At 76.0% G+C, this 19,471-nt stretch carries 5 protein-coding genes; all 5 read left to right on the top strand.

The window, feature by feature from the left end; genetic code table 11:
* Window positions 1–30 precede the first annotated feature (30 nt).
* Entirely contained in the window at window positions 31–4,698 is a 4,668-nt protein-coding gene (locus tag ABZY31_RS28015) for an amino acid adenylation domain-containing protein (RefSeq protein WP_356415605.1), read from the top strand.
* A gap of 62 nt (window positions 4,699–4,760) precedes the next feature.
* Window positions 4,761–11,222: an amino acid adenylation domain-containing protein gene (locus ABZY31_RS28010; RefSeq protein WP_356415602.1), complete on the top strand. Its 6,462-nt coding sequence runs from the start codon at window positions 4,761–4,763 to the stop codon at window positions 11,220–11,222.
* A 63-nt stretch (window positions 11,223–11,285) separates the two neighbouring features.
* Entirely contained in the window at window positions 11,286–12,395 is a 1,110-nt protein-coding gene (gene vioD, locus ABZY31_RS28005; RefSeq protein ID WP_356415600.1) for a capreomycidine synthase, read from the top strand.
* Between the two features lie 50 nt (window positions 12,396–12,445).
* Window positions 12,446–13,477 carry a guanitoxin biosynthesis L-enduracididine beta-hydroxylase GntD gene (gene gntD / locus ABZY31_RS28000; protein ID WP_356415597.1) on the top strand — a complete coding sequence of 344 codons (1,032 nt, stop codon included), beginning with the start codon at window positions 12,446–12,448 and terminating at the stop codon, window positions 13,475–13,477.
* A 94-nt stretch (window positions 13,478–13,571) separates the two neighbouring features.
* A partial coding sequence (locus ABZY31_RS27995) for an amino acid adenylation domain-containing protein (protein ID WP_356415594.1) occupies window positions 13,572–19,471 on the top strand: 5,900 nt, incomplete at its 3' end.

The following is a 19,471-nucleotide window of genomic DNA, read 5'->3' as shown; positions in this document are numbered from 1 at the left end:
TCCCGCCACCGACGCACCCGGGACCACCCCATGAGCCAGTCACCCCAGCGCACCGCGCTCTCCTCCGACAAGCGCCGCCTGCTCGCCAAGCTGCTCCAGCAGCAGGGCATCGCCCGCACCGGCGCCGCCGCCGACCCGATTGCCCGCCGCCCCGAAGGGGCCCGGCTGCCGCTGTCCTTCGCCCAGCAGCGACTCTGGTTCGTCGAGCAGTTCGCCGGTCCGAGCCCGCTCTACAGCATCGCCTGCACGGTCCGGCTGACGGGGCACCTGGACGCCGCCGCGCTCGAAGGGGCCCTCGGCCGGGTGGTGGCCCGGCACGAGGCGCTGCGCACCACCTTCCGCGTCGAGGACGGCCGCCCGGAGCAGGTCGTACGGGCCCCGGCCGGGGTCGCGCTGCCGCTCACCGACCTGTCCGCCCTGGAACCGGACGCCCGGCGGGACGCGCTCGCCCGGCTCACCGAGCAGGAGAGCCGCCGCCCCTTCGACCTGGGCACCGGACCGCTGCTGCGGGCCGGGCTGGTCAGGACGGCCGACGAGGAGCACCTGCTGCTGCTCACCATCCACCACATCGTGGCGGATGGCTGGTCACTGGACATCCTGGTGCGCGAACTCGCCCACCACTACCGCACCGACGCCCCTGCCCTGCCGGAACTCCCCGTGCAGTACGCGGACTTCGCTCTCTGGCAGCACCAACGGGTCTCCGGTGCGATGCTGGACGGCCAGCTGGCGCATTGGCGCGAGCGGCTGGCCGGCGCGCCCAGCACCGTGGACCTGCCCACCGACCGGCCGCGCACCGCCCGGCAGAGCTTCGCCGGAGCGAGCTTCCCGTGGCGGCTGGACGGCGATCTCGCCACCCGGCTCACGGCCCTGGCCCGCGCGCACGACGCGACCCTCTACATGGCCCTGCTGGCCGGGTTCACGGCGGTGGCGCACCGCTGGAGCGGCCAGGAGGACCTGGTGGTCGGCTCGCCGGTCGCCAACCGCAACCACCCTCAGACCGAGGGCCTGATCGGTTTCTTCGTCAACATGCTGCCGCTGCGCGCCGACCTGTCCGACAACCCGACCTTCACCGAACTGCTCGGCCGGGTCAGGGAGTCCGCGCTCGCCGCCTACGCCCACCAGGACGTGCCCTTCGAGCGGATCGTCGAGGAGGTCCGCCCGGACCGGGACGCGGGCGGGCGCACCCCCTTCGCCAACCTGCTGCTGGTCCTGCAGAACACCCCGGAGACCCGGATCGAGCTGCCCGGACTGCGGCTGGACGTGGCCGCCGTGGACACCGGCACCGCCAAGTTCGACCTGCACCTCCAGGTCACCGAGACCCCGCAGGGCCTGACGGGCCTCGCCGACTACAGCACCGAGCTGTACGACGAGCGCACCGTGCGGCGCTTCATCGACCAGTGGCTGTGCCTGCTGGCCGCCGCGGTCGCCGCACCCGGGACCCGGCTGGACGCGCTGCCCCTGCTGACCGGCGCCGAGCGCCGCGCCGAGCTGGCGGCCGGCGCGGCGTCCACCGGACCGGAGATCGACGGCACCTCCGCCGGCCACGCCGCCGCCCCGTCCGCCGCCCCGTCCGCCGACCGGCACGCCAGCCCGGCGGCGCCGCGCAGCCTGCCCGCCGCGTTCGCCGAGCAGGTCCGGCTGCGCCCCGACGCGATCGCGGTCGGATGCGGCGAGGAGCGCCTGAGCTACGCCGAGCTCGACCGCCGCTCGGACGCGCTGGCCCGGCGGCTGCGCGAGCGGGGAGTGGGACCGGAGAGCCGGGTGGCGATCTGCGTCGAGCCCTCGGTGCGCCTGGTCACCGGGATCCTCGGCATCCTGAAGAGCGGCGGCGCCTACGTCCCGCTCGACCCGCGCCACCCGGCCGAACGGCTCGCCTTCACCCTCGCCGACTCCGGCGCGGTGGCCCTGGTCGCCGACCCCGGCCATGCCGCGCTCGCCACCGGGATCCCGGTCCTGGACGTCGACCAGCCGCCGTCCGGCCCCGCGCAGGGCGAGCCGCCCCTGGAGCCGGCGCCGCTGGACGCGGACCACCTCGCGTACGTGATCTACACCTCCGGCACCACCGGACGCCCCAAGGGCGCCCTGCTGACCCACGCCAACGTCCTGCGGCTCTTCGACGCGGCCGCCCCCCACGTGTCCTTCGGCCCGGACGACGTCTGGTCGCTCTACCACTCGGCCGCCTTCGACTTCTCGGTCTGGGAGATCTGGGGCGCCCTGCTGCACGGCGGCCGGATCGCCGTGGTGCCGCAGGAGGCCCGGCGCACCCCCGCCGCCTGCCACGCGCTCGTGCGGGCCGAGGGCGTGACCGTACTCAGCCAGACGCCGACCGCGTTCCGTCAGTTCGCCGACGCCGACGCCGAGGCGGCGGCCGCCGCCCCCGGCGCCGCCCCGCTCGCGCTGCGGCACGTCGTGTTCGGCGGCGAGGCCCTGGAGCCGGGCACGCTGCGGGACTGGCACGCCCGCCACCCGGACGGCCCGCGCCTGGTGAACATGTACGGCATCACCGAGACCACCGTGCACGTCACCGCGCACACCCTCGGCCCCGCCGACCTGGCCGCCCGCGGCAGCGTGATCGGCCGCCCGCTGGCCGACCTGGCGGTGCACCTGCTGGACCGGCGCGGCGAACCGGTGCCGCCCGGCGTCCCCGGCGAGCTGTGCGTCGGCGGACCGGGTCTGGCCCGCGGCTACCTCGGCCGCCCCGGCCTCACCGCCGAACGCTTCGTCCCCTCCCCGCTCGGCGACGGCGCGCGGCTGTACCGCAGCGGGGACCTCGCCCGGCGGCTGCCCGACGGAACGCTGGAGTACCTGGGCCGCATGGACCAGCAGGTCAAGGTCCGCGGCCACCGCGTCGAGCTCGGCGAGATCGAGGCGGAGCTGGGCGCCCACCCGGGGGTGCGGCACGCGGCCGTACTGCCCGGCCGGGCCCCCGACGGGGCCACCGGGCTCGTCGCCTACCTCGTCCCCGACCCGGAGGCCGCTCCGGCCGAGGAGGTCGCGGGCCGCACGGCCGACGCCGAGCAGGTAGCCCGGTGGCGCACCGTCTTCGACACCGCCTACGACCAGTACGAGCAGGTCGGCGGCGCCGACCCCACCTTCAACATCCGTGGCTGGACCAGCAGTTACACCGGGGAGCCGATCCCGTCCGAGGAGATGCGGCGCTGGGTCGAGGACACCGTCGCCCTCGTCCGCGGCACCGGTCCCCGGCGGGTCCTGGAGATCGGCAGCGGCACCGGTCTGCTCCTCTTCCGGCTGGCCGGGGCGTGCGAGCGGTACACGGGCCTCGACCTGTCCGAGACCGCGGTCGCCCACGTCCGCGCACACCTCCCGGCGGACTGGGAGCACGTACGGCTGCTGCGCCGGGCCGGACACGAGGTGGCGGACCTGGCGGCCGAGGAGTTCGACACCGTGATCGTCAACTCGGTGGCGCAGTACCTGCCGAGCGCCGCGTACCTGGTCGAGGTGCTCACCAAGGCCGCCGCCGTACTCGCCCCGGGCGGCCGGATCGTGATCGGCGACGTGCGTCACCTGGCCCTGCTCGACGCCTTCCAGGTCTCGGTGCTCCGGCCCTCCCTCCCCGCCGGTACGGACGAGGGCGAACTGGCCCGCCAGGTCCGCCTCGCCGTACGGCAGGAGGACGAACTGCTGCTGGACCCGCGCTTCTTCGAGGCGCTGCGCCAGGAGATCCCGCGCATCGGCCGCGTCGAGGTCACGCTCAAGCCGGGCCGCGACCCCAACGAGATGACCCGCTACCGCTACGACGTGGTGCTGCACCTCGACACCGAGCCGGCCCCCGAAGCCCCGGTGCGCACCGCGGCGTGGACCGGCGGCGACCCCCGGACCCTGCTCGACGGCTCCCCGCTGGTGCTCACCGGCATCCCCAACGCCCGGGTCCACGCGGACGCCCGGACCGCCGCCCGCCTCGCGGCCGCGGATCCCGGCGCGGAAGCGGACACCGCCGCCGCCGAACCTGCCGCCCTCGACCCGCAGGAACTGCGCGAGCTGGCCGGGGAACTCGGTCTCGACGTCCGGCTCAGCTGGGCGTCCGGCGATCCCCTCGGCCGCTTCGACGCCGCCTTCCGCCCGGCCGGGACCGACCCGGCCGTGGCGCCGGCGCCCGCCGGGGACGCCGCCGGCCTGCCCTGGCCGCACTGGGCCAACGACCCGCACCGCGGCCGCGCCGCCCGCGGCCTGGTGCCCCGGCTCCGCACGCACCTGCGGGAGCGGTTGCCGGAGTACATGGTTCCGGAGGCCTTCGTCACCCTCGACGCGCTCCCGCTGACCGCCAACGGCAAGCTCGACCGGGCCGCGCTGCCCGCGCCGGACTGGTCCGCCGGCTCCACCGCCCTGCTCGCCCCGCGCGACGGGACGGAGCGGGCCCTCGCCGAGATCTGGAGCACCGTCCTCGGGGTGGCGCGGATCGGCCTGGCCGACGACTTCTTCGACCTCGGCGGCCACTCGCTGCTCGCCGTCCAGGTCACCGCCGCCGTGCGCGAGGCCCTGGGCCGCGAGCTGACGGTACGGGCCCTGTTCGAGGCGCCGGTCCTCGGCGAGTACGCCGAGACGGTGCGCCGCGCCCCCGCCGCCCGGGCCGAAGCGCCCGCGGCCGAGCCGGTGCGCGAGTCCGTCGCCGCCGCCGACGCCGGGTTCGACGACCTGTCCGCCGAGGAACTCGCCGCGCTGATGGGCGGGGACCTGTGAGCACCCCGGCCCCCTCGCCCGACGACCGCACCCCCGACCGCGCCCCCGTGAAGGAGCACCCCGTGGCCACCACCCCCCGCACCGTCGAGGTGCTGGCAGCCTCCGCCGCCCAGCGCCGGTTCTGGCTGATCGACCGGCTCGAAGGCCCCAGCGGCGTCTACAACACCGCCGCCGCCCTGCGGCTGAGCGGCCCGCTGGACCCCGGGCACCTGGAGCGGGCGTTCCAGCTGCTCGTCGACCGGCACGAGGCCCTGCGCACCGTCTTCCCGGCCCGCGACGGCGCCCCCGTCCAGCTGGTGCTCCCGCGCCGCGCCTTCGAGCTGGGCCGGACCGCGGCCGCCGGGGCGGGTGAGGACGAGGCCCGCGCCCTGGCCGCCCGGCTCGCGGAGCAGCCGTTCGACCTGGCCAAGGGCCCGCTGATGCGCGCGGAGCTGATCGGCCTCGGACCCGGCGAGCACCTGCTCGTCGTGGTCCTGCACCACATCGTGGTGGACCGCTGGTCCTTCGGCCTGCTGATGTCCGAACTCTCCGAGTCCTACGCCGCCCTGGTGGAGCGGCGGCCGGTCCGCCTGCCCGAGCTCCCGGTGCGCTACGCCGACCACGTGGCCGGCCGCCAGGCACAGCTGGACGGCGGCCTCGGTGAGCGGCTGCTCGACTACTGGCGGGGACAACTGGCCGACATGCCGGAGGCATTGGAGCTGCCCGGCGACCGGCCGCGGCCCGCGGTGCGCAGCTTCCGCGGCGCGAGCGTGCCCGTCCGGCTGGACGCGGGCGCCTCGCAGGCGGTGCGCGAGCTGTGCAGGTCCGCGGGGGCGACCCCGTTCATGGTGCTGCTGGCCGCGTTCCAGGCCGTACTGGCCCGGCACGCCGGCGCCGCCGAGGTGGTGGTGGCGACCGGGCCTGCCACCCGCGCCCCGGGCACCGAACTGCTGGTCGGCTCCCTGGTCAACACGGTCCTGCTGCGCACCTCACTGGCCGGCGACCCCACCTTCGCCGAACTCGTCGAGCGGGTCCGGGGCACCGCGCTGGACGCCTTCGACCACCAGGAACTGCCCTTCGACCGGCTCGTCGAGGAGCTGGCCCCCAGCCGCGACCTGTCGCGCAACCCGCTGGCCCAGGTCGGCTTCGTGCTCCAGAACGCCCCCGCCACCACCCCCGCGCTCAGCGGCCTGGCGGTCGAGCCGGTCGTCGTGGTCCGCGACAGCGCGCACATGGACCTCGACCTCCAACTGAGCGAGGAGGACGGCTGCTTCACCGGCTTCGCCGAGTTCGCGCTCGACCTCTTCGACGCCTCCACCGTGACCCGGCTGCTCGGCCACTGGAGCACCCTGCTGACCGCCGCCGTCCGCGCACCCGGCACCCGGCTCTCCGCCCTGCCGATGCTGACCCCGGCCGAGCTGGAGCGCGAGGTGCACACCTGGAACGACACCGACGGCGCGTTCCCCGCCGGGCTCCGCGTGGACCAGCTGTTCGCCCGGCAGGCGGCCCGCACCCCCGACGCGCCCGCGGTCATCGACGCCGACGGGACCCTGGACTACCGGTCCCTGGACGCCTGGGCCGCCCGGATCGCCCACCGGCTGCGCCGGGCGGGTGTCGGGCCGGACGTGCCCGTGGCGCTCTGCCTGGAGCGCGGGGCCGGACTCAGCGCCGCCATGCTGGGCACCCTGCGCGCGGGCGGCGCCTTCCTCGGGCTGGACCCCTCCTACCCGGCCGACCGGCTGGCCTTCATGCTCGCCGACGCGGCCCCCGCCGTGGTGCTGGCCCACCGCTCCACCGTCGGCGCGCTGCCCCCCGGCACCGGGGCGCTGCTGCTGGAGGACATCCCCGCCGACGGGCCCGAGTACGGCCGTACCGACGCAGACGCCCACCCCGCCGAAGGTGAACTCGACCGCGACGAGGCCGAGTCGTCCCCGACGGGCGAGGCCAACCTCGCCTACCTCGTCTACACCTCCGGCTCCACCGGGCGTCCCAAGGGCGTCGCCGTGAGCCATCGCGCCATCGTCAACACCTTCGCCGGACTGGCCCGTTCGCACGGATTCGGCCCCGGTGACCGGATGATCGCACTGCACTCCCCGAGCTTCGACCCGGCCGTGCACGACTGCCTGGCCCCGCTCGTCGCCGGAGCCACCGTCGTCTACCCCTCACAGACCGCGGTCCGCGACCCGCGGCACTGGGCCGAGCTGGTCGCCGGCCACCGGGTGACCGTGTGGTCGATGGGGCCCGCCGGCACCGAGGCGATGCTGAGCGCCGCCGAGGAGCACGGCCTGTCCCTGCACAGCCTGCGCACCGTGATGATCGGCGGCGACGTCCTGCCGCCCGCGCTGCCCCCGCGGCTGCGCGCCGCGGCCCCCGGCTGCCGGGTGGTCAACTCGGCCGGGGTGGCCGAGGCCGCCTTCTGCAACAACGAGTACCCGGTGCCCGAGGACGCCGGGGACGGCCCGGTGCCCTACGGCCGCCCCCTGCTCAACCAGCGGCTGCTGGTCCTCGACGCGGCGCTGCGCGCCGTCCCGGTCGGCGTCCCCGGCGAACTGTGCGTGGCGGGCGAGGGCCTGGCCCGCGGCTACCTCGGCCGCCCCGGCCTGACCGCCGAGCGCTTCGTGCCGCACCCGTACGGCCGGGTACCGGGCGAACGCCTCTACCGCACCGGCGACCTCGCCCGCCGCCGGGCCGACGGCGAACTGGAGCTGCTCGGCCGGTCCGACCACCAGGTCAAGATCCGCGGCTTCCGGGTCGAGCCGGGCGAGGTGACCGGCGTCCTGCTGGGACACCCCGCCGTCGCCGACGCCGTCGTGGTGGCCCGGGGGAGCGGCTCCGGCGAGCGCCGCCTCGCCGCCTACTGGGTGCCCGCGGCCCGTACGGACGCCGGCGCCCCGGCCACCGGCGCCGAGCTGGCCGGCTGGCTGCGCGAGCGGCTCCCCGCCCACCTGGTCCCCGCCCTGTGGACCGAGCTGGCCGCCCTGCCGCTCTCGCCCAACGGCAAGGTGGACCGGGCCGCGCTGCCCGAGCCGGCCGCGAGCGACGCCGCCGCGGACCGCGTCGCCCCGCGCACCGCCGACGAGGCCGCCGTCGCCGCGATCTGGCAGCGGCTGCTGGAGCTGCCCGAGGTCGGGGTGCTCGACGACTTCTTCGCCCTCGGCGGCCACTCGCTGCTCGCCAACCGGTTGGTCAGCGCCCTGGGCGCGGAATTCGGCGTCGAGCTGCGGCTGCGCGAGGTGTTCACCGCCACCACGGTGGCCGCGCAGGCCGCCCTCCTGGGGCGGGCACGCTCCGCCGAGGGCCCGGCGGCCGCCGCCCCGCTGCCCCCCGTCACCCCCGCCGACCGCTCCCACCCGCTGCCGCTCTCCTTCGCCCAGCAGCGCATGTGGCTCTTCGACCGCTTCGCCCCCGGCAACCCGGCATACCACGTGCCCACCGCCGTCCGGATCACCGGCGGCCTCGACCCGGCGGCCCTGGCCGCCGCGCTGCGCGCCCTGACCGCCCGGCACGAGGTGCTGCGCACGGTGGTGACCGAGACCGACGGCGCCCCGGTCCAGCGGATCCTGCCGCCCGGCGACGCCCCGCTGACCGTCCGCGAACCCGCCGCGGACGAGCGGACCGAGGACCTCGTCGAGGCGTTCGTCACCCGCCCCTTCGACCTCGCGGCCGAGGCGCCCCTGCGCGCCCTGCTGCTGCGGACCGGCCCGGCCGAGCACCTGCTCGTCCTGGTGATCCACCACATCGCGCTCGACGGCTGGTCCATGGGCGTCCTGGTGGAGGACCTGGCCGCGCTCTACGACGGCCACGTCCTGCCGCCGCTGCCGGTGCAGTACGCGGACTACGCCCAGTGGCAGGCCGAGCGGGCCGCCGAGGGCCGCTGGACCGAGCAGCTGGAGCACTGGCGCGGGCGACTGGAGGGCCCGCTGCCGGTTCTGGAGCTGCCCACCGACCGCCCCCGCCCGGCCACGCCGAGCCTGGCCGGCGCGGTCCACGAGTTCACCCTGTCCGCCGAGCTCACCGAGCGGCTGCGCGCGCTCGGCGCCCGGCACGGCGCCACCCTGTTCATGGTGCTGCTCGCCGGATACCAGACGCTGCTGGGCCGGCTCTCCGGAACCGCCGACGTCGTCGTCGGCACCCCCGTCGCGGGCCGCGGCCAGCCCGAACTCGACGCTCTCGTCGGCTGCTTCGTCAACAGTCTGGCGCTGCGCGCCGACCTGTCCGGCGACCCCGCCTTCGCCGAACTGCTGGAGCGCACCCGCGACCGCGCCCTCGCCGACTTCGACTGCCAGGACGTGCCGTTCGAGCAGGTGCTGGACGCCGTCGGTGCCGAGCGCGACCCCGCCCGGCACCCGGTGTTCCAGACCATGCTCACCCTGCAGAGCGCCCGCCCGCCCCGGGCCGGGTTCACGGGGCTGGACGTCGAACCCGCCGACGCGCAGACCGGTTCCTGCCTGATGGACCTGATGTTCACCGCCGCCGAACGCGACGGCCGCCTCGCCTTCACGGTGGAGTACGCGACGGACCTGTTCGACGCGCAGAGCGTCGTACGGCTCGCCCACCGCTTCGGGGTGCTGCTGGAGGCCGCGGCCGCCGCGCCGCTCACCCCGCTCTCGCACCTCCCCCTCCTGGACGCCGAGGAGCGGCGCACCGCGCTGACCGACTGGAACGCCACCGCCACCCCCCTCCCGCCCGGTGGCCTGCACGACCTGGTGGCGGCCGCCGCCGCACGGACCCCCGGCGCCCCCGCGCTGGAACACCGGGGCCGCACGACCGGCTACGCCGAACTGGACGCCGCGGCCGAGCGGTGCGCCACCCGGCTGCGCGCCCTGGCCATCGGCCCGGAGGACGTCGTCGCGGTGCACGCCGCCCCCACGCCCGCTCTGGTCACCGCGCTCCTCGGGGTGCTGAAGGCGGGCGCGGCGTTCACCACGCTCGACCCGGCCCTGCCCGCGCAGCGGCTGCGCCTGCTGCTGGAACTGTCCGGAGCGCGGCTGGTGCTCACCGACGGCAGCGAGGCCGGGGGGCTGCTGGACGGCGTCCCGGTCGAGCCGATCGAGGCACCGGCCGCACCGGCCGCGCCGGCCGGACCGGCCGAGCCGGGCGCGGGCGCCCCGCCGGCCGGCGCCGCGACCGAGCCGTCCGCGCTGGCCTGCGTCTTCTTCACCTCCGGCACCACCGGATCCCCCAAGGGCTCGATGTTCACCCACGGGGGCCTGGTCAACTTCACCCTGGCCATGGCCGAGCAGTTCCGCCTCGCCCCCGGCGACCGCTTCCTGCAACTGGCCTCCACCGGCTTCGACGTGCTGCTGGAGGAGCTGTTCCCGGCCCTGGCCGCCGGGGCCACCGTGGTCCTGCCCGGTGCGCGGCTGCTGGCCGAGGGCGTCGACCTGACCGGCTACCTGGCCGAGCACCGGATCACCGGCCTGGAACTGACCACCGCCTACTGGCACGACTGGGCCGCGGAGCTGGAGCGCACCGGCGCCGCCCTCCCCGCGGACCTGCGGTTCGTCGCGATGGGCGGCGAGCGGGTGCGCCGGGACCGGCTGGCCGCCTGGCAGCGGCTCGGGGTGCCGCTGGTGCACGTGTACGGGCTGACCGAGGTGACCTGCACCTCGACCACCCGGCGCGTCACCGACGAGCCGGTGGGCGGCGACGGCCTGCCGATCGGCCGCCCGGTGGCCAACACCGGCGTCTACCTGCTGGACGCCGCCGGAGCGCCCGTACCGATCGGCTCCCCGGGCGAACTCCACCTGGGCGGCGCCGGTCTGGCCCGCGGCTACCTGGGCCGCCCCGGCCTGACCGCGGAACGCTTCGTCCCCGACCCGTACGGCCCGCCCGGCGCCCGCCTCTACCGCACCGGCGACCTGGCGCGCCACCGGGCCGACGGCGACGTGGAGTTCATCGGCCGCGCGGACCAGCAGGTGAAGATCCGCGGCCACCGGATCGAGCCCGGCGAGGTGGAGGCGCGGCTCGCCGAGCTCCCCGGCGTCGGCGCCGCCGCCGTCGTGGTCCGCGAGGACGAGCCGGGCGAGAAGCGACTCGTCGGCTACGTGGTGGCCGCCCCCGGCAGCGCGCCGGACGTCTTCGAGCTGCGGGCCGCGCTGCGCGAGCGGCTGCCCGAGTACCTGGTGCCGTCCTCGATCGTGCTGCTGCCCGGGCTGCCGCTGAACGGCAACGGCAAGCTCGACCGCGGCGCGCTGCCCCGGCCCGGCCGCACCGAACTGACCGGGGCCGCCCCGGTCGCCCCCCGCACCCCCGCCGAGGCGGAGATCGCGGAGCTGGCCGGGGAGCTGCTCGGGCTGCCGGCCGTGGGCGTCCACGACAACCTCTTCGACCTGGGCCTGCACTCGCTGCTGGCCGCCCGGTTCGCCGCCCGGGTGCGCGAGACCTGCCGCGTCGAGGTGCCCCTGCGGGTGTTCTACGAGGCGCCCACCGTCGCCGAACTGGCCCTGCGGATCGTGCAGCTCCAGGCCGAGGAGAGCGACCCCGACGAGCTGCTGCGGCTGCTCGCCGAGCTGGAGGCCGAGGACGGCCTCGCCACCGCCTGAGCCCGGCCCGCCACCCACCCCGCGCACGTCCGACCCCGGCCGCCCAGGCCACTGGAGGAAACCATGCCCATCGCCCCGGCCCTGCTGGAGGACTGGCTCCGCGAGCGGTACTTCACCACCACCTACGACATCAGCAGCAGCGGTGTCGAGAACTACACCGTCGACCAGGTCCTCGCCCTGGCCGGCACCAGCGCCGCCTCCCTCGGCGACGTGATGTTCCGCGACAGCCACTCCCTGGGCGGCGAACCGCTGCGCGCCGCCCTCGCCGAGCGGCACGGCACCGACCCCGGCTCGGTGATCGCCACCCAGGGCTCCAGCGAGGCGATCTATCTGGTCATGCACGCCCTGCTGAAGCCCGGCGACGAGGTCGTGGTGCAGACCCCCGCCTACCACGCGCTGGTCGAGGTGGCCGCCTCGGTCGGCTGCCGGATCGTCCCCTGGGCGATGCGCACCGCACACGGCGTGGTCACCAACGAGGACGAACTGCTGGACCTCATCGGCCCGGACACCGCCATGGTGGTGGTCAACTTCCCGCACAACCCGACCGGCGCCACGGTCACCGGGGACCAGCAGGCCGCGATCATCGACACCTGCGCCCGCCACGGCGCCTGGCTCGCCTGGGACAACGCCTTCCAGCACCTGGTGTACGACCGCCCGCCGCTGCCCGACCCGACCGCCCGCTACGACCGGGCGATCTCCTTCGGCACCCTGTCCAAGGCGTACGGCCTGCCGGGCCTGCGGGTCGGCTGGGCCCTGGCTGCCCCCGAGGTCCTGGCCGGATGCGTACGCCGCCGCGACTACACCAGCCTCGCCCTCTCCCCGCTCGTCGAAGCGGTGGCCACGCACGCCGTCCGGCACGCCGACGCCCTGCTGCGCCCCCGGCTGGCCCAGGCCGGCGCCAACCGGGCGGTCCTGGCGAACTGGCTGGCCGCGCACGCGGACCGGGTGAGCGCCGACCTCCCGGCGGGCGGGGTCACCGCCTTCCCCGAGCTGACCACGGTGGCGGACGTGACGGCCTTCGCCGACCGGCTCGACCGCGAGCACGGGGTGCTCGTCGTCCCGGGTGCCTGCTTCGGCGCCCCGCGGCACATCCGGCTCGGTTTCGGCGGCGCCGCCGACGAACTGACCGCCGGCCTCGACCGGCTCGCCGCGCTGCTGCCCGACCCCCGCTGACCGCCCCGCCGACCCGCCCCGCAGACCCGATGACCGAGGTGACCCACCCCATGCACGCCCTCACCCTTGAGCCCGCCGACGCCGACGCGATCGCCGCCCTGCTCGACGAACTCGCCGAGCGCCACGACAGCGTCGAGGACCAGCGCCTCCAGGACGAACTGACCCTCCAGTCCCACCGCCTGCCCCTCGCCCTGCGCCGGTTCCTCACCGACTTCCGGCTGCACGAACCGGCGGGAGCCTGCGTCGTCTCCGGCTACCGCGTCGACCAGGACCGCATCGGCGCCACCCCCGCCCACTGGCAGCACCGCACCGGCATCTCCCCGGCGCTGCGCGAGGAGATCTTCCTGCTGCTGTGCGGGGCGCTGCTCGGCGAGCCCGTCGCCTGGGCCACCCAGCAGGACGGCTACCTCGTCCACGACGTGCTCCCGGTCAAGGGCCACGAGGACGAGCAGATCGGCACCGGCAGCAACCAGACCATCTTCTGGCACGTCGAGGACGCCTTCCACCCCTACCGCGGCGACTACGTGGGCCTGCTGTGCCTGCGCAACCCGGACCGGGTACCGACCACCTTCGTCGGTGTCCAGGACCTGGAGATCTCCGCCGCGGACCGGCGGGTGCTGGCCGAACCGCGCTTCTACATGCTGCCCGACAACTCCCACCTCCAGATGCTCGACGCCGGCCCCGGCCGCCCCCTGGAGGGCGGTACGCGCCTGCTGGACGCGGCGTACGAACGCCTGAAGCGGATGCGCGACGACGCCGCGCCCGTACCCGTGCTGTTCGGCTCGCCGGCCGACCCGTACCTGTGCCTCGACCCGTACTTCATGGACCTGGACCGGCTGGACCCCGGGGCCCGGGCCGCCCTCCAGCGGCTCTCGGACGAGATCGACCGCCGCCTGGGCGGCGCCGCACTGGCCGCCGGCGAGATCGTCTTCGTCGACAACTACCGCGCGGTGCACGGCCGCAGTTCCTTCGCGGCGCGCTTCGACGGCACCGACCGGTGGCTCAAGCGGGTCAACGTCGCCCGCGACCTGCGCAGGTCCCGCGACGCGCGGGCCACCGCCGCCTCCCGCGTCCTGTTCTGACCGGGACCCGCCGGCCCCGTCCGCCGCCGGCAGACATCCGCCCAGCACCCACGGCCCTAGGGCCCGCCTGACCTTCTTCTCCGGGGAGAACACCGTGAGCACCACCCAGACCGCCGCCGAGGCCACCACCGCCGACACCGCCCGCCGCATCGCCGAGCTGTCGCCCGACCAGCGGGCCCGGCTGGAAGCCGCGCTGCGCGAGCGGTCGGTCCGGCGCCCGGCCGCGCCCGCCGGGGTGCCGCGCCGCCCCGAAGGGGCCCCGGTGCCGCTGTCCTTCACCCAGGAGCAGATCTGGCTGGCCCAGCAGCTCGCCCCGGGATCGGCCGCGTACAACGTGCCGATGGCGGTGACCTGCTCCGGCCCGCTCGACGCCGAGCGCCTCGCCCGGGCGTTCCGCACGGTGATCGCCCGGCACGAGGTGCTGCGCACCACCTTCGCCGCCGCGGCCGACGGGCTGCCCGTCCAACTGGTGCACGAAGCCGCCTCGTTCCAGCTCCCGGTGACGGACCTGCGGGCCCTGCCGGCGGACGAGGCCGAGGCGCGCGTACGGGCCCGGCTGACCGAGGAGGCGGGCACGCCGTTCGACCTGGAGGCCGGACCGCTGCTGCGGGGCGCGCTGCTGCGCACCGGCGAGCGGGAACACGCACTGCTGCTGACGATCCATCACATCGCCTGTGATGCCTGGTCGGTGAACGTGCTCCTGGCCGAGGCCGCGGCCGCCTACCGGCAGGCGGACGGTCCCCTCGGCGCGGCCGCCCTGCCGCCGCTGCCGGTGCAGTACGGCGACTTCGCCGCCTGGCAGCGCGGCCGCCTGGACGGCGCCGCCCACCAGGAGAGCCTCGGCTACTGGCGGCAGCGGCTGTCCGGCCTGACCGACACCCCGCCGCCCGCCACCACCACCGGCCGGCCGCAGGGCACCCCGGCGGCGGGCACGCACAGCCTGGAGCTGCCCGCCGACGTCTCGGCCACCCTGCGCGCGCTGGCCGTCCGCCACCGCACCACCCTCTTCACGGTGTCCCTGGCGGCGCTCCAGGTGCTGCTGCACCGGTACGGCGGCGGCTCCGACCCGGTGATCGCGACCCCGGTCGGCGGACGCGGACGCAGCGAGCTGGAAGGCCTGATCGGCTGCTTCGTCAACACCCTGCTGCTGCGCGGCGACGTCCGCGCGGAACAGACCTTCGCCGAGCTGCTGGACCGGGCCACCGAGACCACCCGACGCGACTTCCAGCACCAGGAAGTGCCCTTCGAGCAGCTGGCGGCCGAGCTGCGGGCCGGATCCCCGGACGGACTGGCCCGCACCATGCTCGTACTGGACCAGGCCGCGCCCGCCGCGGAGCCGGACGCGGCCGACTCCGGCGAACTGGTCCTGCGCCCGCTGGACGGAGCCGGTCCGGCCGACGCCAAGCGGGACCTGACCTTCACCGTCTCGGAGACCGGCGACACCCTGACCCTCACCCTCGTGCACCGCACCGACCGCTACGACGAGCGCTCCGCGGAGCGCCTGCTCGCCCACTACGCCACCCTGCTGCGCGAGGCCGCCGCCGACCCGCACCGCCCGGTCGGCCGGCTGCCCCTGCTGAGCGCCGCCGAGCGCACCCTGCTGCTCGACACCTGGAACGCCACCGGTCTCGACGTGCCCTCCGGGACCTTCCACGGCCACTTCGCCGAGCAGGCCGCCCGCACCCCGCACACCGTCGCGGTCACCGGCGCCGACGGGACCCACCGGTACGCCGAACTGGACCGGCTGGCCAACCGGCTGGCCCACCACCTGCGCGCGCTCGGCGTCGGCTCGGAGACCCCGGTCGGCATCTGCCTGGAACGCGGTGCCTGGACCGTGGTCGCGCTGCTCGCCGTGCTCAAGGCCGGCGGCTGCTACGTGCCGGTCGACCCGGCCCAGCCCCAGGAGCGGATGGCGATGATGCTCGCCGACACCGCCGCCCCCGTGGTGATCACCCGGACCGCCCTCGCCGGCCGGCTGCCCTCCGGTGCGCGGGCGGTGGCGGTGGAGGAACTCGACCTCGACGCCCTGCCCGACACCGCCCCCGACGTGGCCGTGGACCCGGGCCAGGCGGCCTACGTGCTCTTCACCTCCGGCTCCACCGGCCGCCCCAAGGGCGTCGTGGTCGAGCACCGGCAGGTCCTCAACTACCACACCGCGGTGCGGACGGCCCTGGGCCTGGAAGCGGCCGGGTACGCGATGGTGCAGCCCTTCACCTTCGACTCCTGCGTCACGGTCCTCTCCGGTGCCCTGCTGAGCGGCGGCACGCTGCACATGGTGGACGCCGACACCGCCTCGGACGGGCGACTGCTCGCCGCCTACTTCGCCGAGCACGCCATCGACTACCTGAAGATCAGCCCCTCCCACCTGGCGGCCCTGGAAGGGCCCGGCGCCGTGCACCGAGTGCTGCCCCGCCGCGGCCTCATCCTCGGCGGCGAGGGCTCGACCAGCGGTTTCGTGCGCGACCTGCTGGGCCGCGCCGACTGCGAGGTGCTCAACCACTACGGGCCCACCGAGACCACCGTCGGCGTGACCACCCACCGCCCGCGGACCGCGGAACTCGCCGCCACCCCGACCGTGCCGATCGGCCGGCCGCTGGGCAACGTCCGCGCGTACGTCCTGGACGGCCTGGGCGAGCCGGTGCCGGTCGGCGTGCCGGGGGAGCTGTTCATCGGCGGCGCCCAGGTCACCCGCGGCTACCTGGGCCGCCCCGGCCTGACCGCCGAGCGGTTCGTGCCCGACCCGGCCGGCGCGCCCGGCGCCCGGATGTACCGCACCGGCGACCTGACCCGCCGACTGCCGGACGGCGCCGTCGAGTTCCTCGGACGGCTCGACGACCAGGTGAAGATCCGCGGCTTCCGCATCGAACTCGGCGAAATCGAAGCCGCCCTGGCCGCCCTGGAGCCCGTGGCGGCCGCGGCCGCCGTGGTCCGCGAGGACCGGCCCGGGGACCCGCAGCTCGTCGGCTACCTCGTCCCACTGCCCGGCGCCGAGATCGACCAGGCCGCGCTGCGCCGTGCGCTGGCCGGGACACTGCCCGGCTACATGGTGCCGTCCGCGCTGGTCGCGCTCGACGCCCTGCCCCTGACCGCGCACAACAAGCTGGACCGGCGCGCGCTGCCGGCCCCGCCCCGCCAGGAGGCGGCGGCCGCGCGGCCCGCCCGCGACGAGCGGGAGGTCGCCCTCTGCCGGATCTTCGCCGAGGTCCTGGGCACCGAGCGTGAGCCGGGCATCGACGAGAGCTTCTTCGACCTGGGCGGCCACTCCCTGCTGGCGATGCGGCTGGTCGCGGTGGTGCGGGCGGAGCTGGGTGCGGAGCTGGGTGTCCGGGACGTGTTCGAGGCGCCGACGGTGGCCGCGCTGGCCGAGCGGCTGGGCCGGGCCCTGCCCGCCGCCCCGCAGGCGCCGCTGGTCAGGGCGGACCGCCCCGACGTCCTGCCGCTCTCCTTCGCCCAGCGCCGGCTGCGGTTCCTGGGCGGGATGGAGGGCGAGGCCGGCGCCTACACCATGCCGGTGGTGCTGAGGCTGACGGACGTGGTGGACGCGGTCGCGCTCCAGGCAGCGCTGGACGACGTACTGGAGCGGCACGAGACGCTGCGCACGGTGTTCCCGGAGTCCGGCGGGGAACCGCGCCAGCTGATCCTGCCTGCGGCGCCGGGGCTCGTATCCCTCGACGTGGTGGAGACGGACGAGGCGGGTGCCCGGGAGCGGATCGCGGAGCTGTCCGCCCGGCCCTTCGACCTGGCTGGCGAAGTCCCGCTGCGGGCCTCGCTGTTCACGCTGGCGCCGGAGGAGCACCTGCTGGTCCTGGTGCTGCACCACATCGCCGGTGACGGCTGGTCCATGCGTCCGCTGACGGAGGACCTGACCGCCGCCTACCGGGCGCGGGCCCGCGGCGAGGCTCCCGGCTGGGCGCCGCTTCCTGTGCAGTACGCGGACTTCGCGCTGTGGCAGCACCGCCACCTCGGTGACCCGGAGACCCCCGGCACCCCGCTGCACGAGCAACTCGCCTACTGGCGGGAGGAACTGGCCGGTCTGCCCGAAGAGATCGCCCTGCCCGCCGACCACACCCGGCCGGCCCGCCCCACCCACCGGGCCCGCGTCCACACGTTCCACACCGACGGCGAGATCCACCAGCGGCTCGCCACGCACGCCCGCGCGCACCGGGCCACGCTGTTCCACGCCGTGCACGCGGCCCTCGCCGTCCTGCTGACGCGGGTCGGCGCCGGTACGGACCTGCCCATCGGCTCCCCGACCGCGGGCCGTACGCACCGTGAACTGGACCGGCTCGTCGGCTTCTTCGTCAACACCCTCGTGCTCCGCACGGACACCAGTGGCAACCCCACGCACACCGAACTCCTGGGCCGGACCCGGGATGTGAACCTGGCGGCGCTCTCGCACCAGGACCTGCCGTTCGAGCGGCTCGTCGAGGCCCTCAACCCCGCCCGCACCCCCCACCGCCACCCGCTCTTCCAGACCGTCCTCACCCTCAACAACACGACGGCCGCCACGACCGGCCACGTCTCCGCGGACGTCGAGTTCGAGAGCGCGGCGAAGTTCGACCTGTCCTTCACCGTCACCGAGCACCACACCAAGGAAGGCGCTCCGGGCGGGCTGAGCGTGACCATCGAGTACGCGGCCGACCTCTTCGAGCCCGCCGGCATCGCGCGGCTGGCCGACCAGTTCCAGCGGATCCTGCGCAGCGCCGCCGAACACCCCGACACTCCCCTCCAGGACATCGACCTGCTGGGCACGACCGGCCGGGCCGAACTGGCCGCGCTGGCCGCGGGAGCCGTCCATCCGCTGCCCGCCGCCGCCCTGCCCGAGCTGTTCGCCGCCCAGGCCGCCCGCACCCCCGATGCCACCGCCGTCGTCTGTGAGACCGGCACCCTCACCTACGCCGGGCTCGACGGCGCCACCGACCGCCTCGCCCGCCACCTGGTGGCGCTCGGGGCGGGCGGGGAACGCCGGATCGCCCTGCTCGTGCGGCGCTCGGCGGAGCTGGTGGTCGCCGCGCTCGCCGTGGTGCGGGCGGGCAGCGCGTACGTGCCGCTGTCCGACAGCTGGCCCGATGAGCGGATGGCCTTCGTCCTGGCCGACACCGGCGCCGACCTGTTGCTCGTGGACGAGACCACCCGGGACCTCCCCTTCGTCCGGGACCGGGCCGCGGCGGGCGTGCGCGTGGTGGACGTCTCCGGCCCGCTGCCGCTGGCCCCGGCCGTCCAGGCCGCCCCGGCCGTCCAGCCGGACCGGCTCGCCTACGTGATGTACACCTCCGGATCCACCGGCACCCCCAAGGGCGTCGCCGTCACCCACGCGGACGTGGCCGCGCTGGCCGCCGACCGCTGGTGGCAGCGGCACGGGAACCACGAGCGGGTGCTCTTCCACTCACCGCAGGCCTTCGACGCCTCCACCTACGAGCTGTGGGTGCCCCTGCTGAGCGGCGGCACGGTCGTGGTCGCACCCGCCGGCGACCTGGACGCCGAGCGGATCGGGCGCCTGGTCACCGAACACCGGGTCACCGCGCTGTGGCTGACCGCGGGCCTGTTCCGGCTGCTCGCCGAGGACGCGCCGCAGAGCCTGGCGGGCGTCCGCGAGGTGATGACCGGGGGAGACGTGGTCCCGGCGGCCGCGGTGCGCCGCGTCCTCGACGTCCACCCGGGGCTGCGGGTCGTCGACGGCTACGGCCCGACCGAGACCACCGTCTTCGCGACCCGGCACTCGATCACCGCCGGGGACCCGCTCGGCGCCGCCGTGCCGATCGGCCGGCCGCTGGACAACATGCGGGTGCAGGTGCTGGACGCGGCGCTGGGGCAGGTGCCGCCGGGCGTGCCCGGCGAGCTGTTCATCGCCGGCGCCGGACTGGCCCGCGGCTATCTGGGACGTCCGGGTCTGACGGCGGAGCGGTTCCTGCCGGATCCGTTCGGGGAGCCGGGTGGGCGGATGTACCGCACGGGTGACCTGGGTCGCTGGCAGTACGACGAGCGGGGCGAGGG

It is taken from the genome of Streptomyces sp. NPDC006529, assembly GCF_040611795.1.
Lineage (GTDB): Bacteria > Actinomycetota > Actinomycetes > Streptomycetales > Streptomycetaceae > Streptomyces.
The sequence above is the reverse complement of the archived record's forward strand: the minus strand, read 5'-3'. Positions and strand labels throughout refer to the sequence as shown.

What these genes read in the sequence shown, in the direction of transcription:
- ABZY31_RS28015 (WP_356415605.1), top strand. Translation starts at nt 31, where the DNA reads ATGAGCCAGTCACCCCAGCGCACCGCGCTCTCCTCCGACAAGCGCCGC.
- gntD (WP_356415597.1), top strand. Translation starts at nt 12,446, where the DNA reads ATGCACGCCCTCACCCTTGAGCCCGCCGACGCCGACGCGATCGCCGCC.
- vioD (WP_356415600.1), top strand. Translation starts at nt 11,286, where the DNA reads ATGCCCATCGCCCCGGCCCTGCTGGAGGACTGGCTCCGCGAGCGGTAC.